Raw genomic sequence first — 19,991 nt, 5'->3', positions numbered from 1 at the left:
CCATCCATCAAAACCGCAAAGAGCGAGTGGACTTGGATGAAACCATCAGCATTGGTGGCAATCGCACGGAGACGGTGGAGGGGGATGAGAAGATTGAGGTACGGGGTGATCAGAGGCTTGATGTAAACAAAAATCGCAATCTGTCAGTTAAGAAAAACCAAAATATCACTATTAACGGCATGCAAAACGAAACCATCAAACTGGCTTCTATGCAAAGCATTGGTTTGGGGCATGTTCAAAATATTGGTGCAGTGTATGCTCTAAATGTCGGCATTTCCCAGATTGTTAATGTCGCTGTTGTGCAAAAAACAACTGTAGGACAAACCATAGATGCCAGTGCAGGTAAGCAAATTATTTTGAAAGCAGGTAAAATCATTGAATTAAAAACAGGGAAAAGCACCCTTAGAATGGACAGTTCAGGCAAGGTTACGATTATTGGCACCGAATTCTTATTTGACGCCTCAGGTCCTGTTCAGATTAATGGTAAGGAGATTGACTTAAATTGATATGGCAAAGTTTATTAATCATACACCATTTGATGCTTTGTGTTATGCTGGCTATGATGTCAAGCAGCAGGAGTATGATGTTGTTGTTTGTTGTGCTGAATATTTTCTGCATAAAATAGACAAAAATATTGAAACCCACATATTAAGTAAAGACAACCACATTATTGAGCAATTCTATGGTTGTGCTGTGAATGATGTAGAGCCCATACCCTTAACCTTAACCGATGAGTTCTATGGCGAGACTTTGTTGACAAGCGTATTAAATGAGAGCGATTTATCTCCATACAAACCCAAGTGTGATATCATTATACAAGGCTACGCTTATCACAAGTCTCCTACACTCCATTTTGATGCCTCATTTTCTTTGTATCGTTTAGATGACAATAATCAATTGAAAAAACTAGCACACAAAGGTATTAGCATCTTTGGCGAATGTGATTGGACCTTAAATAAAGATGTCGGCAGTATCAGCTTAAATAATTTTACTTATTTTTATAAGCCAACCCAACCCAAAACCCTATCCAAAATATCATTAAGATACGAATATGCTCTTGGTGGACAAAATTTAATTACCCATCAGGGTGATACCGTCTACAATGAAGTCTGCTACAAGAACCCGATTGGCATAGGCTGGCTTTGTTTTGATTATTTTGACAAACTAAAACAATATGAACAGCCTATACCAAATCGCATAGCTATGCCTCAAATCTTATCTCGGGGTGCATCACTTATTGAGCCATCAATCACAAAACAATCTGGCTCTATGACCGCCAAAGAAATGGCACAGCTTGCCTATCCTAATGCAGCAACCGGCTTTGGTTTTGTTCATCGCTCTTGGTCTCCAAGAATCGCCAAAGCAGGCACTTATGATGAGCATTGGCTCAACAATATCCACCCATTCTACCCTGAAGACTTTGATTTCAATTACTATAATGGTGCCCCAGAAGACCAACAAATTGACTTCCCAGATCTACAGATCCCCCATTATCTACTAATAAACAACCTAAGCCCTAATGCAGGTCTTGAAGCCATTATACTACCTCGCCATAGAGCGTTTGTATTGATTTCAATGCTTGGCATCAGAGTGCCAATACCAATGCAGGTAGACACCATTGTCTTTGACAATAACAAAATGTCTTTGAAAATAGTATGGCGAACTGCTATGCTTAAATCCTTTGAATCAAGTGAAATTCAGTTGCGTTTTGAGGTTGATCCAGAATCGCCTCTGATTAAATTTCAAGGAGAGTCCGATGAGTCGTGAAGTTGTCGCAAGAAAACAACAAGGTTGGCTTATTATCTCTAACCTGCCCGATGTCTGTAAGACACCCATAGGCAGCAGCATGATACCTGTACCCTATCCTGTGATTGCTAAATTAACCGACAGTGCCAAAGTTATCAAAAGCGTCAAAGCCAATGGTCATTCGGTGGTTGTTTATGACAAAAGCTATGCAATCAAAACCCTAGGTGACCAAGCAGGGGTTGGTAAAGGTATCAAAAGTGGTACGGTGGGTGGTAAATGCTACCCCAAGACTCACAGCAAAACTGTCAAAGCAAATGGCAAATATGTCATCCGACACAACGATAAATTCCGGATGAATGGGTGAGATATATGGGGATAGCACCTAGAAAGAAAGGTAATACAACCGGTAAAGCGGTTGGGCAAACCAAACCCACCAATAAATCTGCCAAAAAAGCCAATCCAGCTTTAACCAAGCAGGAACTGGATGACTTACAAGCATTGATTGGTTTATTGGGTTTCTTACCAGGCTTGGGCATTGGTGCTGATTTAGTTAATGCTGCAATCTCTGCTATCCGTGGGGATTTTGCGGGAGCCTTGTTTGACTTATTTAGTGCCATTCCTATTATTGGTGATGCTGGCAAGGGGGCGAAGGTCATCAAAGACATTGATAAATACTTGGGGGTTATCAATCGCCTACAAGCAACAGTCATCAAAAAAATCCCCAACAAAACCATTGCTAACAAGCTTCAAAAGGTCTTAAATGAAGCTAAAGAAGAGCTAAATAAACAAAAGTTAAATAACAAAAAACCAAAACCTGCAAAGACTAGTAATAACAAGAAACCCCAAAAGAAGACGCAGAAAGATAGTACGGTTAAGCCCAAACCCAAGTTAAAATGCGGTCAATCTGGTACTTACAAAGATTTAAAAAAATCAACAGGTGATAATAAATATGACAGAGACCATATACCGTCTAAAGCGGCACTTAAAAAGCGTGCAGCGGAATTAAAGGGTGATGAGTTAACTAAAGAAGAAGCTAAAGCTATTGATGATGCAGGTTGGACAATCGCCATCCCCAAGCAAGCCCACAAAGATGCAAGTCCGACTTACGGTAATAAAAATAAGAACCTAATCCAAAAAGATGCCAATGATTTAGCAGGAGCAGCTCAGCGAGACATCAAAGCAATGAGAGATAAGATTGGTAAATACGACAAAGGCTGTGCTAAAAAATACAGGACAGAAACCAACAAAATACTTAAGAAAACTAACGCAGATTATGATAGAATGTTGGAAAATATTTTAGAAACTTTCAGCAAGCAGAAAAGGTAACTTTGTATGAACAGTATTTTTGATTCACTTGTATCTCTACTTGGTCGCTCTGAAAATGATCCAGAAGTGATAGAAATGTTTACACAATTAGGGGTAAAATTTCCCCTAAAAAGACCAAAACGCTCGGAAGATGGGTATTTAATAGAGTTAAATGACCCTAAATTGCATTTAGGTGTAAAACTTCAAGAAGCCTTACCTATGCTTGAAAATAGGGATAAACTAAATGAAAAAGAATTGGTTTTTTCTGGCATTTCACATATTCAAAGAACAACAGCCACAGAACCCATCATTTTTCCTTTTGGAGTTTCTTTTGGGATTTCATTAGATAGGGCAAAAGAAATTTTAGGAGATTATTTTGATGAGAGAAAATTTTTGAGAAAATTTTTTTGGCTTAAGGATAATATCGTTATTCTTTTGAGTTTTGATGAATGGGGGCTTGTTAATGAAATTGCATACAGGCTAATTTTTGATTTTGATTTAAAAAAACTGGATATAAAAATATGAACCACACCGAAATCTTTCAAAAACTTGTTAATATTTTAGGTCGCTCTGAACACGACCCAGAAGTGATTGGCATTTTCAAAAAAACCAAAAAGACATAATACTCATAAGCCAATACATCATCTCAAACTTTTAATGACAACTAAAAAGGAAAAACAACAATGACCACCCCAACCAATCCCATCTCACTCTATCCTTTGCTATTAGACCATTTGGGTCGTGATAGCGAAGACCGCACCGTCATAGAGTTGCTAGAAAACACCCTAGCAACTTATGGCAAGCCTGATTTTGACGATGAAGATGAGCGAGATGTCTATGATTGGGTATTGGTACGAAGAAAAGGGGTGGAGATTGGGTTTGTCGACAGAGCCTATCACGAAGGCAAGCCTTATTATGCGTGGTATTCAGAAGGGGCGATACTGGCACAGGTGTATTTTTATTGTGGTTTTGATGATGTCGCCCCTTATGTTGGCGAGTTGCCCAATAAAATCACTTGGCAAGATGACAGAACCGCAGTATTAGCCAAAATGCAAACATCCATAGGCTTTCGCAGACAATCCGCCCTAAGCGATGTTTGGGAATTTGATGATTATCTACTCACCATGAATTACAATGAAGAGACACAATTGGTAGAGCGTATTGTATTTCATCTTAAGAACCCGCCATTACCCACCCCAAAAGACATCGCACCGCCAGATTTTATCACACTTGCCAAACATCTATATCAACCCATTACCAATCCTGATTTTATCAATCTATGGCAGGGGCATTTGGATGATGATGCACTCACAGAAGCTAATGAAGATGATGAAATAGACTTGACCGAAAGCTATGGTCTAAAACTACACATCGCCAACCAAACAGGCGAGCCATTATTGCAAGGCATTAGCTTTTATGCCAATCGTGAAATGGATTCGGTGGGTTGGCAGGGATTGCTCCCTTTTGATATTCGCTTTGATGACAGTCCAAAAGTTTTATTAAATAAAATCAATCAAGAACCCAGAGAAATAGATGTTGACGTCAATGATGGCTATGCTGTGTGGGATTTTGATGATTTTAGTATGCATGTTTTGTTTAGCACCTTTAAGAATGAAATATTAAGAGTACAAATATCTAGCCCAATTTTTGATTAATTCGTTTACTACAATAAAGCGAGAGAGCTGACAGACAAATGTAGTCTGTCAGATTGATTATTTCATCTGCCACAAAGCCACCACCATCTTAGACTACGACAAAGCAGGCAATCTCATCTGTGAGACCCTAACCAGACATCACAAGCAAACCACCGAACACATCATCAGCCAAACCCTAACTCACAGCTATGACGAGCTGGGCAATCGCATCAGTACCACCCTACCTGATGGCACCACCCTAAACAACCTATACTATGGCTCAGGACATCTGTATAACCAAAGCCTAACAGACAATCAAGGCAACATTCACGAACTTCGCCACAGCCAAAAAGACAGCCTACACCAAGAAGTGTTAAGACAACACAGTCAAACCCACCACACCGCCTTTGACTATGATGTGATGGGAAGACTGACCCAATCTCACACCAGTAGCCCAAACCACATCATCAAACAAGCCTTTTATCGCTATGATAAAAAAGGACAGCTGACACAGTTAAATACCAGTACAAGGCTTGGACAACAAACAAGAAATGTTCCAATGGGTCAAGCTCACCCAAACCAAGCACAAAGGTTTAACCGCACCCATCAATACATCTATGACAAAGTGGGGCGTTTGACAGAGCATAAACTCACTGACCACCAAGCACACACAGGACATACCGAAGTCTTTGGGTTTGACCCTGCATCAAACAGAGTGCCTTTGCCCAATGCAAACGCACAAGCACAACAAAACACACAGAATAAGCAAGAACAAAGACACACATTAACTGGCATCCATCCCAAAACCAAAAGACCCACAAGCCTCATCAGCCAAAACAAACAGATAAGCTACACCTATGACAGTCATGGCAATATCAAGACCAAGACAGAGACACCCATAGACAAACAAGGCAATCAAATCGCTCAATCCCAAAATGGATTGGTTGGTTATCGTAAGTCTATTGAATTTAGCTACAACAGCAATAATGAACTAGCCAAAACACTCACCCTTGAAGACACAGGCTTAACCATCACCAAAACCACCACCCAATACCACTACGATGCCTTTGGACGACGCATCGCCAAAAACTCAAAGGTTGAAAGATTAAACAAACTCAATCAAAACGGTCAGTTAGTTCGTTATCCAACCACTTTACTGCATTTGTCCAAAACCCAAAAGACACAGCATCAAACCACCTTAATGCTGTGGGAAGGCAACAGGCAACTGCAAGAATACACAGACAAGCACATCTTTACCACCATCTATGACCAAGACAGTTTTGAGCCTGTTTCAAGGATTGTTCAAGCTAGAAACACAATAGAAAGCGATAAAACCCAAGAGACCTTCAAAATCTATCACTACCATAACAACCATTTGGGAACACCGCAGGAATTGACGGATGAAAATGGGAAAGTTGTTTGGCTTGGGTATGATTATGCTTGGGGTGGGTCTTATCAAAGTTATTATAAAGAGAAGTCTTTAAATAATTGTGCTATACTAGAACACGAATTACAGCCTATCCGTTTTCAAGGTCAAAGCCTAGACATTGAAACAGGATTGCATTACAATAGATTTCGCTATTATGATAGTGATGTGGGGATGTTTATTAGCCGTGATCCAATAGGATTATTAGGCGGTAATAATGTCTTTGCTTATGCTCCGAATCCGATTGGGTGGGTGGATCCGTTAGGATTGAAAAAGAAAATTTCTTTTGGTCTTTTTGGTGATCATGCAAGAAGGCATGGTAATGGACTTAATCCAACCCAATACAGGATAGTTGCAGAAAAACATCTACATTGTAGTCAGATTAAAGTCAAATTTAGACATAATAAAATGACCAAATTGGCTCACATTACCAAAGTTGGAGAAGATTTGTTTGTATTTACTTCTTCAAATTTATCAAAAACTAGAATATATACACATATGCAGGAGGGTGTAAACTCTAAATATTTGCAAAATATTGGCATAACCCTACCTAAAAAATTATCAATAAATTGCTAAATTTTAATTTGGAACCCATGATGCATAAACACATTAGTGATATTAGAAATGAGCTTTATAAGAAAAATTTTAAAATTGATAATGAGATAGATGGTAATGAACATGATGTCTCAAAATACTGGGTTATAAGCCATATATATAATCCACTTCTTACATTTACAATAATGTTTTATGGATTAAGTGATGATGGCGTTCTCCCCATAGAGGATAGTTATGGCTGTGAACTGATGGAAAATAAAAATATATCTTTATATTTTATAAAAAATAACCAAATCACTTGGAAGAAGAGTTTGGAAATATTTGTTGATAATATACAATCATTTATTGCAGATCGTAGCTCGTAGATACCATCATTAAAAATCAGCCAAGGGCAAGAGGTATCATGGTGGTTTATTGATTTATAGTCATAAAAATATCAACTATTATGAGTCAAGTTTAGGATGAGGCTGACCAATTCAATTTGTATAAAAACAAGCGTAAAAATAATTGACAAACGTTCTTAATACCGCTAATATTTAGTGAAAATTTTGTATTCTGGTGGTTTATCATGTCTCATAATAGTTCATATAAAGGCCATAAAGGTCAAAAGTTCATCGCTCAAAATCGAGCTCCTAGAGTTCAGATTGAGTATGATGTTGAGATGTATGGCTCAGAAACAAAGGTTGAACTTCCTTTTGTCATGGGTGTCATGTCTGATTTAGCAGGCAAATCCAATGTACCTGTTGCCGATTTAAACGAAAGAGAGTTTTTAGAAATTAATGTAGACAATTTTGATGACAGATTAAAAGCAATCAAACCTCGCGTTGCCTATCATGTTGAAAACACCCTAACAAATGATGGTCAGTTGAATGTTGAGCTTGAGTTTGAAAAAATGGAAGATTTCTCACCCGCCAATATTGCCCAACAGGTTGAACCCTTAAAAGAGCTTTTAGAAGCTAGAAAACAGCTTTCAAACCTGCTTTCCTACATGGATGGCAAGGCTGGTGCCGAGGAATTAATTGCCAAAGCTCTTGGTGACAGTGAGTTATTAAAATCTCTCGCTGCCGGTGCAAAAACCAACGACCGTGATGGTAATGACACAAAAACAGAATAATTTAAACACAATGTAATGTAAGGTCCAGCAATTATGAAGTCAGAATCATTACTTCAAGAGAATCAAACAGCAACACAAGTTGCCATAACAAGCGAATTTGAATCATTACTGCAAAAAGAATTTAGACCCAAGACAGAGGAAGCAAAATCTGCTGTCAATCAAGCTGTGTCCACATTAGCTGAACAGGCTCTTAAGAATTCTTTGATTGTTTCAAATGACGCTTATCAAACAATTGAAGCAATGATTGCTGAGATAGATCGTAAGTTGTCGGAGCAAATCAACACCATTATCCATCATAAAGACTTCCAAACACTTGAGGGTTCTTGGCGTGGATTACACCATTTAGTGACCAACACAGAAACAGACCACTTGCTAAAAATTAAATTTATGCCGATTAGCAAAAAAGAGGTTTCGCGTAACATCAAAAAATATAAGGGCGTTGCCTGGGATCAAAGCCCTTTATTCAAACGCATCTACGAAGAAGAGTATGGACAATTTGGGGGTGAGCCCTTCGGTTGCTTGGTTGGCGATTATTATTTCGACCATAGTGCTCCTGATATTGAGATCTTACAAGGAGTGCAAAAAATTGCTGCCGCATCACACTGTCCTTTTATTGCAGGTGCTTCACCTGAACTTATGCAAATGGAAAGCTGGCAAGAACTTACCAACCCTAGAGACCTAACAAAGATATTCCAAAACACAGAATATGATTCTTGGAGAAGTTTGCGAGAGTCGGATGATTCTCGTTATGTTGGATTAGTCATGCCACGCTTTTTATCAAGACTGCCTTACGGTGCAAAAACAAATCCTGTTGATGAGTTTGATTTTGAAGAAGACACAGCTGGTGCAAACCACAATAAGTATACATGGAGTAATGCCGCCTATGCAATGGCTGTTAATATTAACCGTTCTTTTAAACAATATGGTTGGTGCACCGCAATTCGTGGCGTAGAGTCAGGTGGTTTGGTTGAAAACCTCCCCTATCACACCTTCCCAACTGATGATGGTGGCGTGGATGCCAAATGCCCAACAGAGATTGCCATTAGTGACCGACGTGAAGCCGAACTTGCCAATCTAGGATTCATGCCTCTTGTTCACCGCAAGAACTCTAATATGGCTGCATTTATTGGTGCTCAATCTTTACACAAACCCGCTGAGTACTATGATGCTGATGCTTCTGCCAATGCTAAATTATCAGCAAGACTACCCTACCTGTTTGCCTGCTCTAGATTTGCTCACTACCTTAAATGCATCGTGCGCGATAAAGTAGGTTCTTTCAAGGATAGGGAACAAATGGAGACATGGTTGAATGATTGGATTATGAACTATGTTGATGGCGACCCTATCAACTCAACACAAGAAACAAAAGCTAGAAAGCCCCTGGCTTCTGCTGAGGTGGTTGTAGAAGAAGTGGAAGACAACCCTGGTTATTACACCTCTAAATTCTTCTTAAAACCCCATTATCAACTTGAAGGTTTGACAGTATCCTTGCGACTTGTGTCAAAACTACCTTCAGCAAAAAAAGTGTAACCTTGCCAATACAATAGGAGTTTGTCATGGCCTTAGATATGTTTATGCGAATTGAGGGTGTGAACGGCGAATCTAGAGACGCCAATCACAAAAACTGGACCGATGTAAAAAGTTTTAGTTGGGGAGCAGAACAGCCAGGCTCCATGCACACTGGTGGCGGTGGCGGTACTGGAAAGGTTAATTTTAATGACTTAAAAGTAACCACAGCAATCGACAAAGCAGCTCCAACCATCTTAAAAAACTGTGCCACAGGTCAACATTTGGCAAAAGTTGAGATTTCAGTATGTAAAGCTGGTGGTACTCAGATTGAATACTCAAGAACCACACTAGAGGATGTCTTGATTACTGGTGTTAAATTTATTGGTGCCAACGAAAATGAGGCTCTAATTATTGAATACTCTTTCCAGGCTGCAAAAGTCAGAAACCAATACTGGGAACAAAGCGACAAAGGCACAAAAGGTGCCGAAGTTCAAATGGCTTTCAACATCAAAGAAAATAAAACTGCATAATAATCTGCAATTTATTTTCAATAAAAACCTAATTTTTTAAAATTAGGTTTTTATTTCTATCAATTAAGGTGCATCTTCTATGTCAAAGAAACAAGACTTTTTATTGCCTTCACTACTTGATAGATTAACAGATTTTGAACCTAAAAAACGATCGGATGTTTTATCTACAAATAAATTTAATACTCAACTGTATAAAGACTCTGTTCTAAGAGACATACTTTTTTTATTAAACACCACAAATTTCCAAAGCCACCTTGATTATAATCTGGCCGATGGACAAGTATCTTTATCCACATTAAATTTCGGTATTCCCGCCTTTTCTGGGAGTAATTTATCCGATATTGATTGGACTTTGCTTGAGCAGTCCATTGCTGATTGCCTTAAAAATTTTGAGCCTAGATTAGACTCCAACTCTATTAAAGTAAAAATCTTACTTAATGAAATGAATATTCATCGTTTATTGGCTGTACAGATTCAAGGAATTTTAAAACTCACCCCCTATACCGAAGAACTTTTTTTAAAAACCAGTATGGATGTTGAGCTAGGTACATTTGAATTATTGGAGTCCCAATCATGAATGAAAAATTTTTACAATACTACAATAGAGAGCTTAGCTACTTACGGGATGAAGGGGTTTATTTTGCAACACAGTACCCTAAAATTGCGTCAAGACTAGGCATGAATTCCATTGATGTGCCCGACCCTTATATTGAAAGACTGTTGGAGGGGATTGCATTTTTAAATGCTAGAACCAATTTAAAAATTGATGCTAGTTACCCAAGATTTGTCTCTAATATTTTAGAAGTAATTCATCCCCAATTACTCAATCCAAAACCCGCTTGTGCCATTGTTGAATTTGATAGCACACAAAATCACGCCTTGAATGCAATTAATAAAATACGAAGAGGTGATGTATTACAATCCCTACCGTTCAATGCCAACGACCAAAAGGTTAATTGCACCTTTTGTGCAACACAAGAATTGGAACTATCTCCATTAAAACTCGAATCTGTAAATTATATTGCAGCAACTAACTCACCTTCATTAACACATATTACTACGCAAACCACTTATTCAATTTTAAAACTCGATCTTTCGATTGCCGCTCCTTATTTGTGCTCTGATTTAATCCCTGAGCAAATCAAAATATTTTTAGGACATGACGTGGTTAGTTCTTCTCAATTACTTTACTTGTTAATGAATTGTTGTAGTAAAGTCATATGTCACAACCCTGATAAATCACAACCATGGTCTTACACCATTCACGAGAAGCCTGAGCATTTAGGCTTCTCTGATAATGAGTCATTGACCATCAATACTAATAAGAACATCGCGGCCTTGCGAGTCATACAAGATTACATACAATTACCTGAGAAATTTTTATTCGTTGGTCAAAAAGGCATCAGAGAGGCCATCCAGTATGCTGAAACACAAGGATTTATTGAGAAAAACGCATCTCAAACACAAAAAACAATTACAGAAAATGGGGTCAATAAGCGAATTATTGATTATCAAAAACGTCATTTTTGCTTATCTTTTGTATTTAGCGAAACCAATAAGGAGTTGATTCACTCATTGGTCGCTAGTACTTTTTCAATTAGTGCTACACCGATTGTTAATGTCTTTAAGAAAAAAGGTGTAAGATTTTCTGTAGACGCCAATCAAAAAGAACACCATGTGGTTGTGGACAAAGTTCAACCTTTAAACTACGAAATCTATGCTATTGACGAAGTAACAGCCTATGATAAACACAACCAAAAAATTATGACTTACCGCCCTTTTTATCAATACTATAATAATAAGCATAATTCAACTTTTAGTAAAAATGCTTATTTTTCTGTTACTCGAGACCGTCGTTTAGCTCATGATGATAAGGTTTATCGCACCTCTTATCTTGGTCATGAAACTTTTGTCAGCTTATCCAACGTTCTTAGTGAAGAACCAAGCGGCAATTTACACCAAATTGCCTTGGATGTATGGTGCACCAATAGAGATTTACCCATTTTGATGCCTTTAGGCACCGCATCCGACTTTTTGATTGAAGAGTCTTTGCCAGTTAAATCAATTAAGCTCATCAAGAAATTAACCAGACCAAAAGAAGCAATTGACGACCAAAACTCCTTATGGTCACTACTCAATTTAATGAGATTAAATTATGCTTCTTTATTAAACTTAGTAGACAATGAAGGGACACAATATTTAAAAGAAATACTCTCTTCGTTTCCTCATGATAAAAATGATTTGTTAAGACAAAACATTGATGCCATCACCAATGTTCGCATTCAGCCCACCAAGAAATTGATTCGTGACGGTTTGCATAGCGGTATTGTAAGAGGTTTAAAAATTAAACTAATTATTGACGAAGGCCTAATGGGCGGCGTTCACCCTTTTCTCTTTGGTTCTGTGCTGAGATATTATTTAGCTAGCATTATCTCCATTAATTCATTTTTGGAATTTAGCCTTGAAATGGTACACAGTAAAGAGATCATTCGCTGGTCGCACCATTTAGGAGGGAGATTTATTTTATGAACAATACAGAAGAGAGTTTTCATCAATGGTATATTAACAATCAAACATCGGCTGACTACATACAATCACTGTCATCAGGTTATTTCTCTTATGATGTTTTTGATATCATAAGAAAAATGCAATCCTTTGGATTGTTTGATACTTTATCCGAGGGTGGTGCTCACGGTCGGGATACGCAAAAGCTACGCATTATTCAAAATATCTCATTAAAATTTGATCAAAATGCTGTTGATAAAATTCATATCAAGGACAATAGAACTTATCTAAGTATCAATGGCTTAGGACTGCTTAGTATTAATAGCCCTCTACCAAGACATTTGATTGAGTATATTTTTGAAAGAGTTCATTTACATGGGGATAAATCATGGTTTGAATTTGTTAATTTTTTGCAAAGTCGTAGCTTATACTTGTTTTATAAAAGCTGGGATATGGCTCAAAATTTTAATGCCTTGGATAGCCATCGCATACATCAATTTGACAAGTTTATTGCTAGCTTTATCGGCTTAAATACCCAGTCAATGTACAAAAATCAACACGATATTGACATTAAAGACAAACTATATTTTGCAGGATTTTATCTTAATGAAACAAAATCTGCAAAAAACATCGCCCAGTTGTTAAGTGCTTATTTTAATGTGCCTATCCATGTCTCACAAAATATTGGAATTTGGCATCAAGTTGATAAAGAATCTCAAACTGCTATTGGAAGAACTCAATTTCGTTTGGGCGAAGGTTTACTTCTTGGCGACAAAATTTATGATAAACAAAATAAATTTCGTCTTATCATAGGTCCAGTTAATCTTGATACTTATAAACATTTTTTAAGAAATGGTTTGTATTCCAAAAGACTTAAAGCATGGATGGATTTTTTGGCATTTAGTGATTTTGATTGGGATTACCAACTAATTTTATTAAAACAAGAAGTGCCAAGCATACATCTAAACGCTACCAATCAAATAGGCCAAACAGCATGGCTAGGTCGCCCTACGCATCATGCTGACAATATAATACCCACACAAGATTTTTCTTTGTAATTGGTGACCAAAACAGGAGTGATATCCAATGTCCCAAATCAGTAGAAGTGTTTTATTTTCAAAACTTAATGAGGTATGTTATAAATCTTTAGAAAATGCCTACACTTATAGCAAGTTTAGAGAAAACAGCTATGTAGAACTTGTGCATTGGATTCATGTTTTATTGCAAAATGAAGAAAACGACATCGCCCACATTATTAAGCATTTTGACATCAACTTGGAGGTGTTAAGACAAGATGTCTTAAGTGCCATAGAAAAATTACCGCATGGTGCTAGCAACGTCATTGATTTTTCTGTGCATATTGAGACAATCGTTGAAGGGGCCTGGACATATGCTTCATTAAAATATAATGACACTCAAATTAGAAGCTATGTGCTACTTTACATCGCCTTGATGAACAAGCAACTATCCAACATTCTTTTAAATATTTCTTATGAGTTCTCCAAAATTAAAACGGGTGTTTTGGAAGATGATTTTGACACAATCACAAAAAATTCATCAGAAAAAACACAAACCAAGCCAACATCGGATAACTTACCTAAATCAGAAACAGACAGCCCGCTTGCCAAATATGGTATCAACCTCACTCAAAAGGCCAAAGAAGGTAAAATTGACAACATCATCGGCAGAGATGATGAAATCAGACATATGATTGACATCTTAATGAGAAGACGTCAAAATAACCCCATTTTAATTGGCGAAGCAGGTGTTGGCAAAACAGCCGTGGTTGAGGCCCTGGCCTTAAAACTTGCTAGTGGTGATGTACCTGATGTGCTTAGCGATGTTTCACTTTATGTGCTTGATATCGGCTTGCTAAAAGCAGGAGCAAGCATGACAGGTGAGTTTGAAGCTCGTCTTAGAAGTGTGATTGATGAAGTAGAGGCAAGCCTAAATCCAATTGTGTTGTTTATTGATGAAATACACACCTTGATTGGTGCTGGTGGTTCGGCAGGCACAGGCGATGCGGCAAATCTATTAAAACCTGCCTTGGCTCGGGGTACTTTAAAAACGATTGGGGCTACTACATGGAGCGAGTATAAAAAATATTTTGAAAAAGATCCTGCACTAACTCGTCGTTTCCAAGTAATACAAGTTGATGAGCCCAATGAAGATAAAGCAGTAGAAATGTTACGCTCATTAATGGATACTTTAGAATCTCATCATGGTATTATCGTGCTTGACGATGCGGTGCGAGCAAGCGTTAAATTATCACAACGTTATATTCCACAAAGACAATTACCTGACAAAGCAGTTAGTCTTATTGACACAGCCTGTGCTCGTGTTGCCTTAAGTCAGCACGCCAAACCAAGTCAACTAGAATTCCTAGAGCGAAAATTGGAAAATTTAGCTTTAGAAAAATCCACCTTGCTCAGAGAAAATACATTAAGCTATGATGTCACTCAAAGACTTGAAGAAATTGAACAGCTAAGCACAAATTATCAAAAAAAGTTGGATGACATTAACCAACAATGGCAAACAGAAAAAGAGTTGGTTGCACAGTTGATAGACCTAAGAAAACAAATTTTTGACAATAAAAAAGCGAGTGAACAAGAGACAAGTGAGTTGCTTGATAAAGAATTATCATCCAAACAACAAGTGCTTATGCAAGAGCTTGCCAATCATCAGGGCGACAACCCTTTAGTGTTTCCATTGGTGGATGCTAGTACCGTGGCAAAAGTCGTCTCAGATTGGACGGGTATTCCAGTGGGGAAAATGGTCAAAAATGAACTTCAATCTATTCTGGACTTGTCCGAGATTTTAAACCAAAGAATCATTGACCAAGAACAAGGTATTGAAGAAATTGTAAAAAGAATACAAACATCTCGAGCAGGGCTTGATGACCCCAATAAACCCATTGGTGTATTCATGCTTGTTGGCCCATCAGGTGTTGGCAAAACCGAAACAGCACTGGCGTTAGCAGATGTGTTATATGGAGGTGAACACAATGTCATCACCATCAATATGAGTGAATATCAAGAAGCTCATTCCGTCTCCACTCTAAAAGGTGCACCTCCAGGCTATGTGGGTTATGGCGAGGGGGGTGTGCTAACAGAAGCTGTACGTCGCAAGCCCTATAGCGTTGTGCTACTAGATGAAATAGAAAAAGCACATCCCGACATTCATGAAATTTTTTTTCAAGTATTTGATAAAGGCTGGATGGAAGATGGCGAAGGTCGGTATATTGACTTTAAGAACACCATCATCTTACTGACCAGCAATATTGGTACCGAGCTTATCATGGATATGGATAAAGATGGTATTCGTGCTGATGCCGAAAACATCAAGACCGCTTTAAAAGAACCACTACTAGATGTATTTCCTGCGGCACTTTTAGGAAGGATACAAATTGTACCTTATCACTCTTTATCCAAAGAAACACTCAAAAAGATTCTTGGATTGCATCTCAATAAAATCACGAATCGCGTTTATGATAATCATAAAATCAAACTGACTTATACCGAGCAAATGATGGATTTAGTTATCAATCGTTGCAATGATACTCACTCAGGCGGTCGAATGATTGATAGCATCCTAACCAACAGTCTGCTGCCAAAACTTAGCCAATCAATACTCACACATATCATTGAAGGGCGACAGATTGCCAGTATCAATGTTGATGCTATTGGTGAAGATTTTGAGTTTAGGATTGATTATGGGGTTGATAACTAGTTGAGCACACAATAAACGGTCACAAAATATCAGATTTTGTGACCGTTTTCCCTAAGTATCTTGATAAATCATACAGATTCTGGCTCAAAAGGTGTGTCACAAAGAAAACTATTCACGGCCAGTCAGTCAAACTATCATACGGTTTTCAACCTAGAGACAAGCTTGTAGCGAACAGAAAATCTAGCTCAGCACACCTTTTGGACCACTGCCAATTATATGTATTTATCAAAAGATAAAACAAAGCGTAAACAAGGCAAAGAAAAATGAAATTACAAACTGTAAGACTTTTTAATTTTCAAAGTTTTGGTAATGAAATAACAGAATTGCAACTAGATGAAATCACTTACTTAATTGGACCAAATGGCTCGGGCAAAACAGCTGTTTTGCAAGCCTTGTGTCGCTTATTTGCATTCGATCCAGCATTACGTCGCATCAAACATTCTGATTTTCATATACCACATGACGAAAAAGAAATTCCTGAGCAAAGAAAATTAGTGATTGAGGCTGATTTTACTTTCCCTGAGACTTCGGATGATTCAAATAACTCAACAGTAGCACCATTTTTTACCCATATGCGATTAAATTTACCCAATGGTTTTCCTACTGTTAGATTTCGCCTTACTGCAACTATGGATTGTGTAGGGGAAATAGAAGAAAAATTTGAATATGTATTAGATACTGATTTACAAGGAAAGGAAGTAACAAAGTTAGTTCCTAGAGCTGATAGAAATCAAATTCAAGTTCACTACTTACCAGCCCAAAGAGAGCCATCTGATCATATTGCATATAGTGCCAATGCTCTTTTAGATCGTTTATTAAGAGCAGTTAATTGGGAAAAAGAAAGGGATAGTGTTAATGAATTAACAGAACAAATTAATAATACACTTGAAGGCAATCCTTCCGTTAGAAACTTCAGTGAAAGATTAAAGCAAAGCTGGGAGAGTTTACACAAAGGAAGTTATTTTAAAGAACCGAAAATCTCTTTTGCACATTCCGAAATAGAGAATATTTTACAACATATGTCAGTTTCTTTTACGCCTGGTCATGATGAAAATATAGTAGATTTTTCACGATTGAGTGACGGGCAAAAATCTATGCTTTATTTATCATTAGTCTTAGCTTCACAATCAATTAGCCATTCTGTTTTGAGTAATGGCGATGATAATTTTGACATTGCTAAATTACGCCCTCCCATTTTTACAATTATTGCGTTGGAAGAACCTGAAAACAGCTTATCGCCACATTATTTAGGACGTATCGTTAATGCTTTAAAAATGGCAACTGAAAAGCAAGATGCACAAGCCTTGATTGCAACACATGCGCCAACCATGTTACGCAGAGTTTTACCTGAACAGATTCGTTATTTACGTTTAAGTTTAAATAGAACATCGTCAATAAAATGCATTCGGCTACCTACAAAATCAGATGAAGCCCATAAATTTGTGCGGGAAGCGGTGCAAGCATTTCCTGAAATCTATTTCTCTCGAATGGTGGTATTGGGTGAGGGGGATAGTGAGGAGATTGTGCTACCAAGAATTTTTAGTGCCAAAGGTCTCCCAGTCGATGAATCAGCGATTACGATAGCTCCGTTAGGTGGGCGATATGTTAATCATTTTTGGCGATTACTGTCTCAATTAGAAATTCCTTATGTTACTTTATTGGATTTAGATGTCGGTAGATTTGGTGGTGGTTGGGGTAGGATTAAATACGTGAATGACCAACTATCACAGCATTCTTATGGGACATTTTTACAGGAAGATACTATTCCCAAATGGAATGAATCTGAAATTGGAATAAATCATACATATACAGATCAAAATAATCAGAGCAAAGATATTTTTAAGGGATTAGAAGATTTAGGTGTGTTTTTTTCTTATCCAATGGATTTGGATTTTTCAATGCTAAAAGCCTATCAATCTAAATTTAAATTAGAGGATACTGAAGAATTGCCTGATGAGAAATTAATTGTGTCTGTTCTAGGTAAAAGCCACCATAAACCTGAACAATACAGCGAATACGAACAGAAGCTATTTGCTACCTATCATAAATTATTTATATTAGGCAGTAAACCAGCAAATCACCTTCAAGCCCTTGCAAATTTAACTGATGAAGAATTATTGCAAAATATGCCCGCAGAATTATCTCGTCTTGCTGATAAAGTAAAAGAAAAATTACAGGAGATACCTGAATGATTTCAGTAAAACAATGGCAACCTGCTGATGGTTTGACTTTAGAACCCAATGCACTGAAAGCCGTTTTAGAGCAAGAAAAATGCCTTGCATTGACGGCTGGACCTGGTGCTGGAAAAACAGAAATGCTGGCACAGCGTGCTGATTTCTTATTTCGCACAGGAACATGTCGTTATCCTAAAAGAATCCTAGCTATTTCATTTAAGGTTGATGCCAGCACAAATCTAAAAGAGCGTGTTAAGCGAAGATGTGGAAATGAATTATCTTCACGTTTTGATAGTTATACTTTCCATGCTTTTGCTAAACGCATTATTGATCGATTCAGATGTGTTTTAACTGGTAATAATGCTTTGAAGTCGGGATATACCATCGGAGAACAACGAATCACAGGAGAGCAAATTACTTTTAATGATTTGGTTCCTTTGGCTATTGAGATTTTGGAAAATTCGGAAATTGCTCGCAATGCTATTCGTCAAACCTATTCGGATGTATTTTTAGATGAATTTCAAGATTGCACAAATCTTCAATATGAATTAATTAAATTGGCATTTCAAGGCACTCGTGTTCGTTTGACTGCTGTCGGGGACACTAAACAGAAGATTATGGCTTGGGCTGGAGCATTGGACGGTATTTTCCAAACATTTGCTCAAGATTTTTCAGCGGTACCATTGAATATGTACCGTAATTTTAGATCTAAACCTATTCTGCTTAGACTGCAAAATAAAATTATTCAAAGGATGGATTCAAATTCTGTTATGCCTGATGAACAATTGCTTGGCGATGAAGGAGAAATTATCCTTCGTGAATATCAGAATAGTTTAGATGAAGCAATACGGGTCGCTGATTTTATTCAGCAATGGTCAAATGAAGAGAAAGTACCATTATCCGAAATTGCAATCTTGATTTCAAAACAAGCTGATTTGTATGGGCAGCTTATTATGCAGGAATTGGATAGTAGGCAAATTCCTTATCGAAATGAGCAACAACTACAAGATATTTCTACTGAACCAATCGCTCGGTTAATGGTTGATTATCTACTCTGTTTATATGGAAAAAAAGAATCTAATGCTTGGATTCGTTTGGAAGAACAACTTATGCCGTTTGTTGATGATGAAGAATTAGAGTTTAGCCAGCGTCTTTACTTCCAAGATTTTTTTAGTGAACAACAAAGAAAAGTTAAACAAGCGATACAAGAGAGAAATAAATATTCGGATTGGTGGGGAAGAGTTGAAGAGTTCCTAGAAAAGATAAGCCATGAGGTTATCGTTGCATTGTCTTTAGATTATGAATCTGAATCAAGATTAAGAGAAATTATTGAAGAAACTCAAAAACATATTAATAAATTACTGGAAAAAGAACAAGATTTGGTAAAAGCTTTAAGATACTTTTCTGATGATCAATCAGTTAGAATTTTGACAATACACAAAAGTAAAGGATTAGAATTTCATTCAGTGATTATGCTAGCAATAGAAAAAGAAACTTTTTGGGGTAACGCTGATGAAGAAAGGTGTGCATTTTTTGTTGGTATTTCCCGTGCAAAAGAGCGACTTTTAGTAACTTATTCCCAGCAAAGAGAAAGACCTGAAGAAATTACCAAGCAATGGCAAATAAATAGAAATAAACATCAAGAGTATTGGAATTATCTAAGATGATTGTTTTAAGCGAATAAACTTGGTTGTTAGCTAAGTAATATATACACCTTTAAAGACGTATAGAGAGAAGATATACAACGCACCACATTTAATGCCA

The 19,991-nt window shown here is 37.4% G+C and carries 16 protein-coding genes and 2 pseudogenes; all 18 read left to right on the top strand.

The genetic code is table 11. The annotated features are described in order from the left end of the window. A partial coding sequence (locus BW928_RS08950) for a bacteriophage T4 gp5 trimerization domain-containing protein (RefSeq protein WP_076555887.1) occupies positions 1-506 on the top strand: 506 nt, incomplete at its 5' end. Between the two features lies 1 nt (position 507). Further along, a complete protein-coding gene (locus BW928_RS08945) occupies positions 508-1,767 on the top strand; it encodes a DUF2169 family type VI secretion system accessory protein (RefSeq protein ID WP_076555886.1) in 1,260 nt (419 codons plus the stop codon). After that, positions 1,757-2,110: a DUF4150 domain-containing protein gene (locus BW928_RS08940; RefSeq protein WP_076555885.1), complete on the top strand. Its 354-nt coding sequence runs from the start codon at positions 1,757-1,759 to the stop codon at positions 2,108-2,110. Before BW928_RS08945 ends, BW928_RS08940 begins: the two co-directional genes overlap by 11 nt. Before the next feature lie 5 nt (positions 2,111-2,115). Continuing rightward, a complete protein-coding gene (locus tag BW928_RS08935; protein WP_076555884.1) occupies positions 2,116-3,072 on the top strand; it encodes a hypothetical protein in 957 nt (318 codons plus the stop codon). A 6-nt stretch (positions 3,073-3,078) separates the two neighbouring features. Continuing rightward, the gene (locus tag BW928_RS08930; protein ID WP_076555883.1) at positions 3,079-3,576 is read left to right on the top strand and encodes a hypothetical protein; all 498 of its coding nucleotides are present in this window, start codon (positions 3,079-3,081) and stop codon (positions 3,574-3,576) included. 158 nt (positions 3,577-3,734) lie between these two features. After that, positions 3,735-4,706, top strand: a complete 972-nt coding sequence (locus tag BW928_RS08925; RefSeq protein ID WP_076555882.1) for a hypothetical protein — start codon at positions 3,735-3,737, stop codon at positions 4,704-4,706. 400 nt (positions 4,707-5,106) lie between these two features. Next, positions 5,107-6,120: pseudogene (locus tag BW928_RS12285) on the top strand (RHS domain-containing protein); the annotation flags it as partial. An 84-nt stretch (positions 6,121-6,204) separates the two neighbouring features. Beyond that, positions 6,205-6,381, top strand: a pseudogene (locus BW928_RS12280) (RHS repeat-associated core domain-containing protein); the annotation flags it as partial. Positions 6,382-6,707: 326 nt separating this feature from the next. After that, the gene (locus BW928_RS08915; protein ID WP_076555880.1) at positions 6,708-7,031 is read left to right on the top strand and encodes a hypothetical protein; all 324 of its coding nucleotides are present in this window, start codon (positions 6,708-6,710) and stop codon (positions 7,029-7,031) included. Positions 7,032-7,234: 203 nt separating this feature from the next. After that, entirely contained in the window at positions 7,235-7,780 is a 546-nt protein-coding gene (gene tssB / locus BW928_RS08910; RefSeq protein WP_076555879.1) for a type VI secretion system contractile sheath small subunit, read from the top strand. 33 nt (positions 7,781-7,813) lie between these two features. Next, a complete protein-coding gene (tssC, locus tag BW928_RS08905; RefSeq protein WP_076555878.1) occupies positions 7,814-9,310 on the top strand; it encodes a type VI secretion system contractile sheath large subunit in 1,497 nt (498 codons plus the stop codon). Positions 9,311-9,336: 26 nt separating this feature from the next. Beyond that, positions 9,337-9,819 carry an Hcp family type VI secretion system effector gene (locus tag BW928_RS08900; RefSeq protein WP_076555877.1) on the top strand — a complete coding sequence of 161 codons (483 nt, stop codon included), beginning with the start codon at positions 9,337-9,339 and terminating at the stop codon, positions 9,817-9,819. A 79-nt stretch (positions 9,820-9,898) separates the two neighbouring features. Next, positions 9,899-10,396, top strand: a complete 498-nt coding sequence (tssE, locus tag BW928_RS08895) for a type VI secretion system baseplate subunit TssE (protein WP_076555876.1) — start codon at positions 9,899-9,901, stop codon at positions 10,394-10,396. Continuing rightward, positions 10,393-12,348, top strand: a complete 1,956-nt coding sequence (locus tag BW928_RS08890; RefSeq protein WP_076555875.1) for a type VI secretion system baseplate subunit TssF — start codon at positions 10,393-10,395, stop codon at positions 12,346-12,348. The genes tssE and BW928_RS08890 overlap by 4 nt, the downstream gene beginning before the upstream one ends. Beyond that, on the top strand, positions 12,345-13,382 hold the full coding sequence (gene tssG, locus BW928_RS08885; RefSeq protein WP_076555874.1) for a type VI secretion system baseplate subunit TssG: 1,038 nt from the start codon (positions 12,345-12,347) through the stop codon (positions 13,380-13,382). The genes BW928_RS08890 and tssG overlap by 4 nt, the downstream gene beginning before the upstream one ends. Before the next feature lie 28 nt (positions 13,383-13,410). Further along, on the top strand, positions 13,411-16,053 hold the full coding sequence (gene tssH / locus BW928_RS08880) for a type VI secretion system ATPase TssH (RefSeq protein ID WP_076555873.1): 2,643 nt from the start codon (positions 13,411-13,413) through the stop codon (positions 16,051-16,053). Positions 16,054-16,316: 263 nt separating this feature from the next. Next, complete coding sequence (locus BW928_RS08875) at positions 16,317-18,245, top strand: ATP-dependent nuclease (protein WP_076555872.1); 1,929 nt, start codon at positions 16,317-16,319, stop codon at positions 18,243-18,245. After that, entirely contained in the window at positions 18,242-19,894 is a 1,653-nt protein-coding gene (locus BW928_RS08870; RefSeq protein WP_076555871.1) for a UvrD-helicase domain-containing protein, read from the top strand. The genes BW928_RS08875 and BW928_RS08870 overlap by 4 nt, the downstream gene beginning before the upstream one ends. Positions 19,895-19,991: the final 97 nt, after the last annotated feature.

Source organism: Moraxella cuniculi DSM 21768 (genome assembly GCF_900156515.1).
Lineage (GTDB): Bacteria > Pseudomonadota > Gammaproteobacteria > Pseudomonadales > Moraxellaceae > Moraxella > Moraxella cuniculi.
This window is presented reverse-complemented; position numbering and strand designations above follow the sequence as displayed.

What these genes read in the sequence shown, in the direction of transcription:
- BW928_RS08945 (WP_076555886.1), top strand. Translation starts at nt 508, where the DNA reads ATGGCAAAGTTTATTAATCATACACCATTTGATGCTTTGTGTTATGCT.
- BW928_RS08940 (WP_076555885.1), top strand. Translation starts at nt 1,757, where the DNA reads ATGAGTCGTGAAGTTGTCGCAAGAAAACAACAAGGTTGGCTTATTATC.
- BW928_RS08935 (WP_076555884.1), top strand. Translation starts at nt 2,116, where the DNA reads ATGGGGATAGCACCTAGAAAGAAAGGTAATACAACCGGTAAAGCGGTT.
- BW928_RS08930 (WP_076555883.1), top strand. Translation starts at nt 3,079, where the DNA reads ATGAACAGTATTTTTGATTCACTTGTATCTCTACTTGGTCGCTCTGAA.
- BW928_RS08925 (WP_076555882.1), top strand. Translation starts at nt 3,735, where the DNA reads ATGACCACCCCAACCAATCCCATCTCACTCTATCCTTTGCTATTAGAC.
- BW928_RS08915 (WP_076555880.1), top strand. Translation starts at nt 6,708, where the DNA reads ATGCATAAACACATTAGTGATATTAGAAATGAGCTTTATAAGAAAAAT.
- tssB (WP_076555879.1), top strand. Translation starts at nt 7,235, where the DNA reads ATGTCTCATAATAGTTCATATAAAGGCCATAAAGGTCAAAAGTTCATC.
- tssC (WP_076555878.1), top strand. Translation starts at nt 7,814, where the DNA reads ATGAAGTCAGAATCATTACTTCAAGAGAATCAAACAGCAACACAAGTT.
- BW928_RS08900 (WP_076555877.1), top strand. Translation starts at nt 9,337, where the DNA reads ATGGCCTTAGATATGTTTATGCGAATTGAGGGTGTGAACGGCGAATCT.
- tssE (WP_076555876.1), top strand. Translation starts at nt 9,899, where the DNA reads ATGTCAAAGAAACAAGACTTTTTATTGCCTTCACTACTTGATAGATTA.
- BW928_RS08890 (WP_076555875.1), top strand. Translation starts at nt 10,393, where the DNA reads ATGAATGAAAAATTTTTACAATACTACAATAGAGAGCTTAGCTACTTA.
- tssG (WP_076555874.1), top strand. Translation starts at nt 12,345, where the DNA reads ATGAACAATACAGAAGAGAGTTTTCATCAATGGTATATTAACAATCAA.
- tssH (WP_076555873.1), top strand. Translation starts at nt 13,411, where the DNA reads ATGTCCCAAATCAGTAGAAGTGTTTTATTTTCAAAACTTAATGAGGTA.
- BW928_RS08875 (WP_076555872.1), top strand. Translation starts at nt 16,317, where the DNA reads ATGAAATTACAAACTGTAAGACTTTTTAATTTTCAAAGTTTTGGTAAT.
- BW928_RS08870 (WP_076555871.1), top strand. Translation starts at nt 18,242, where the DNA reads ATGATTTCAGTAAAACAATGGCAACCTGCTGATGGTTTGACTTTAGAA.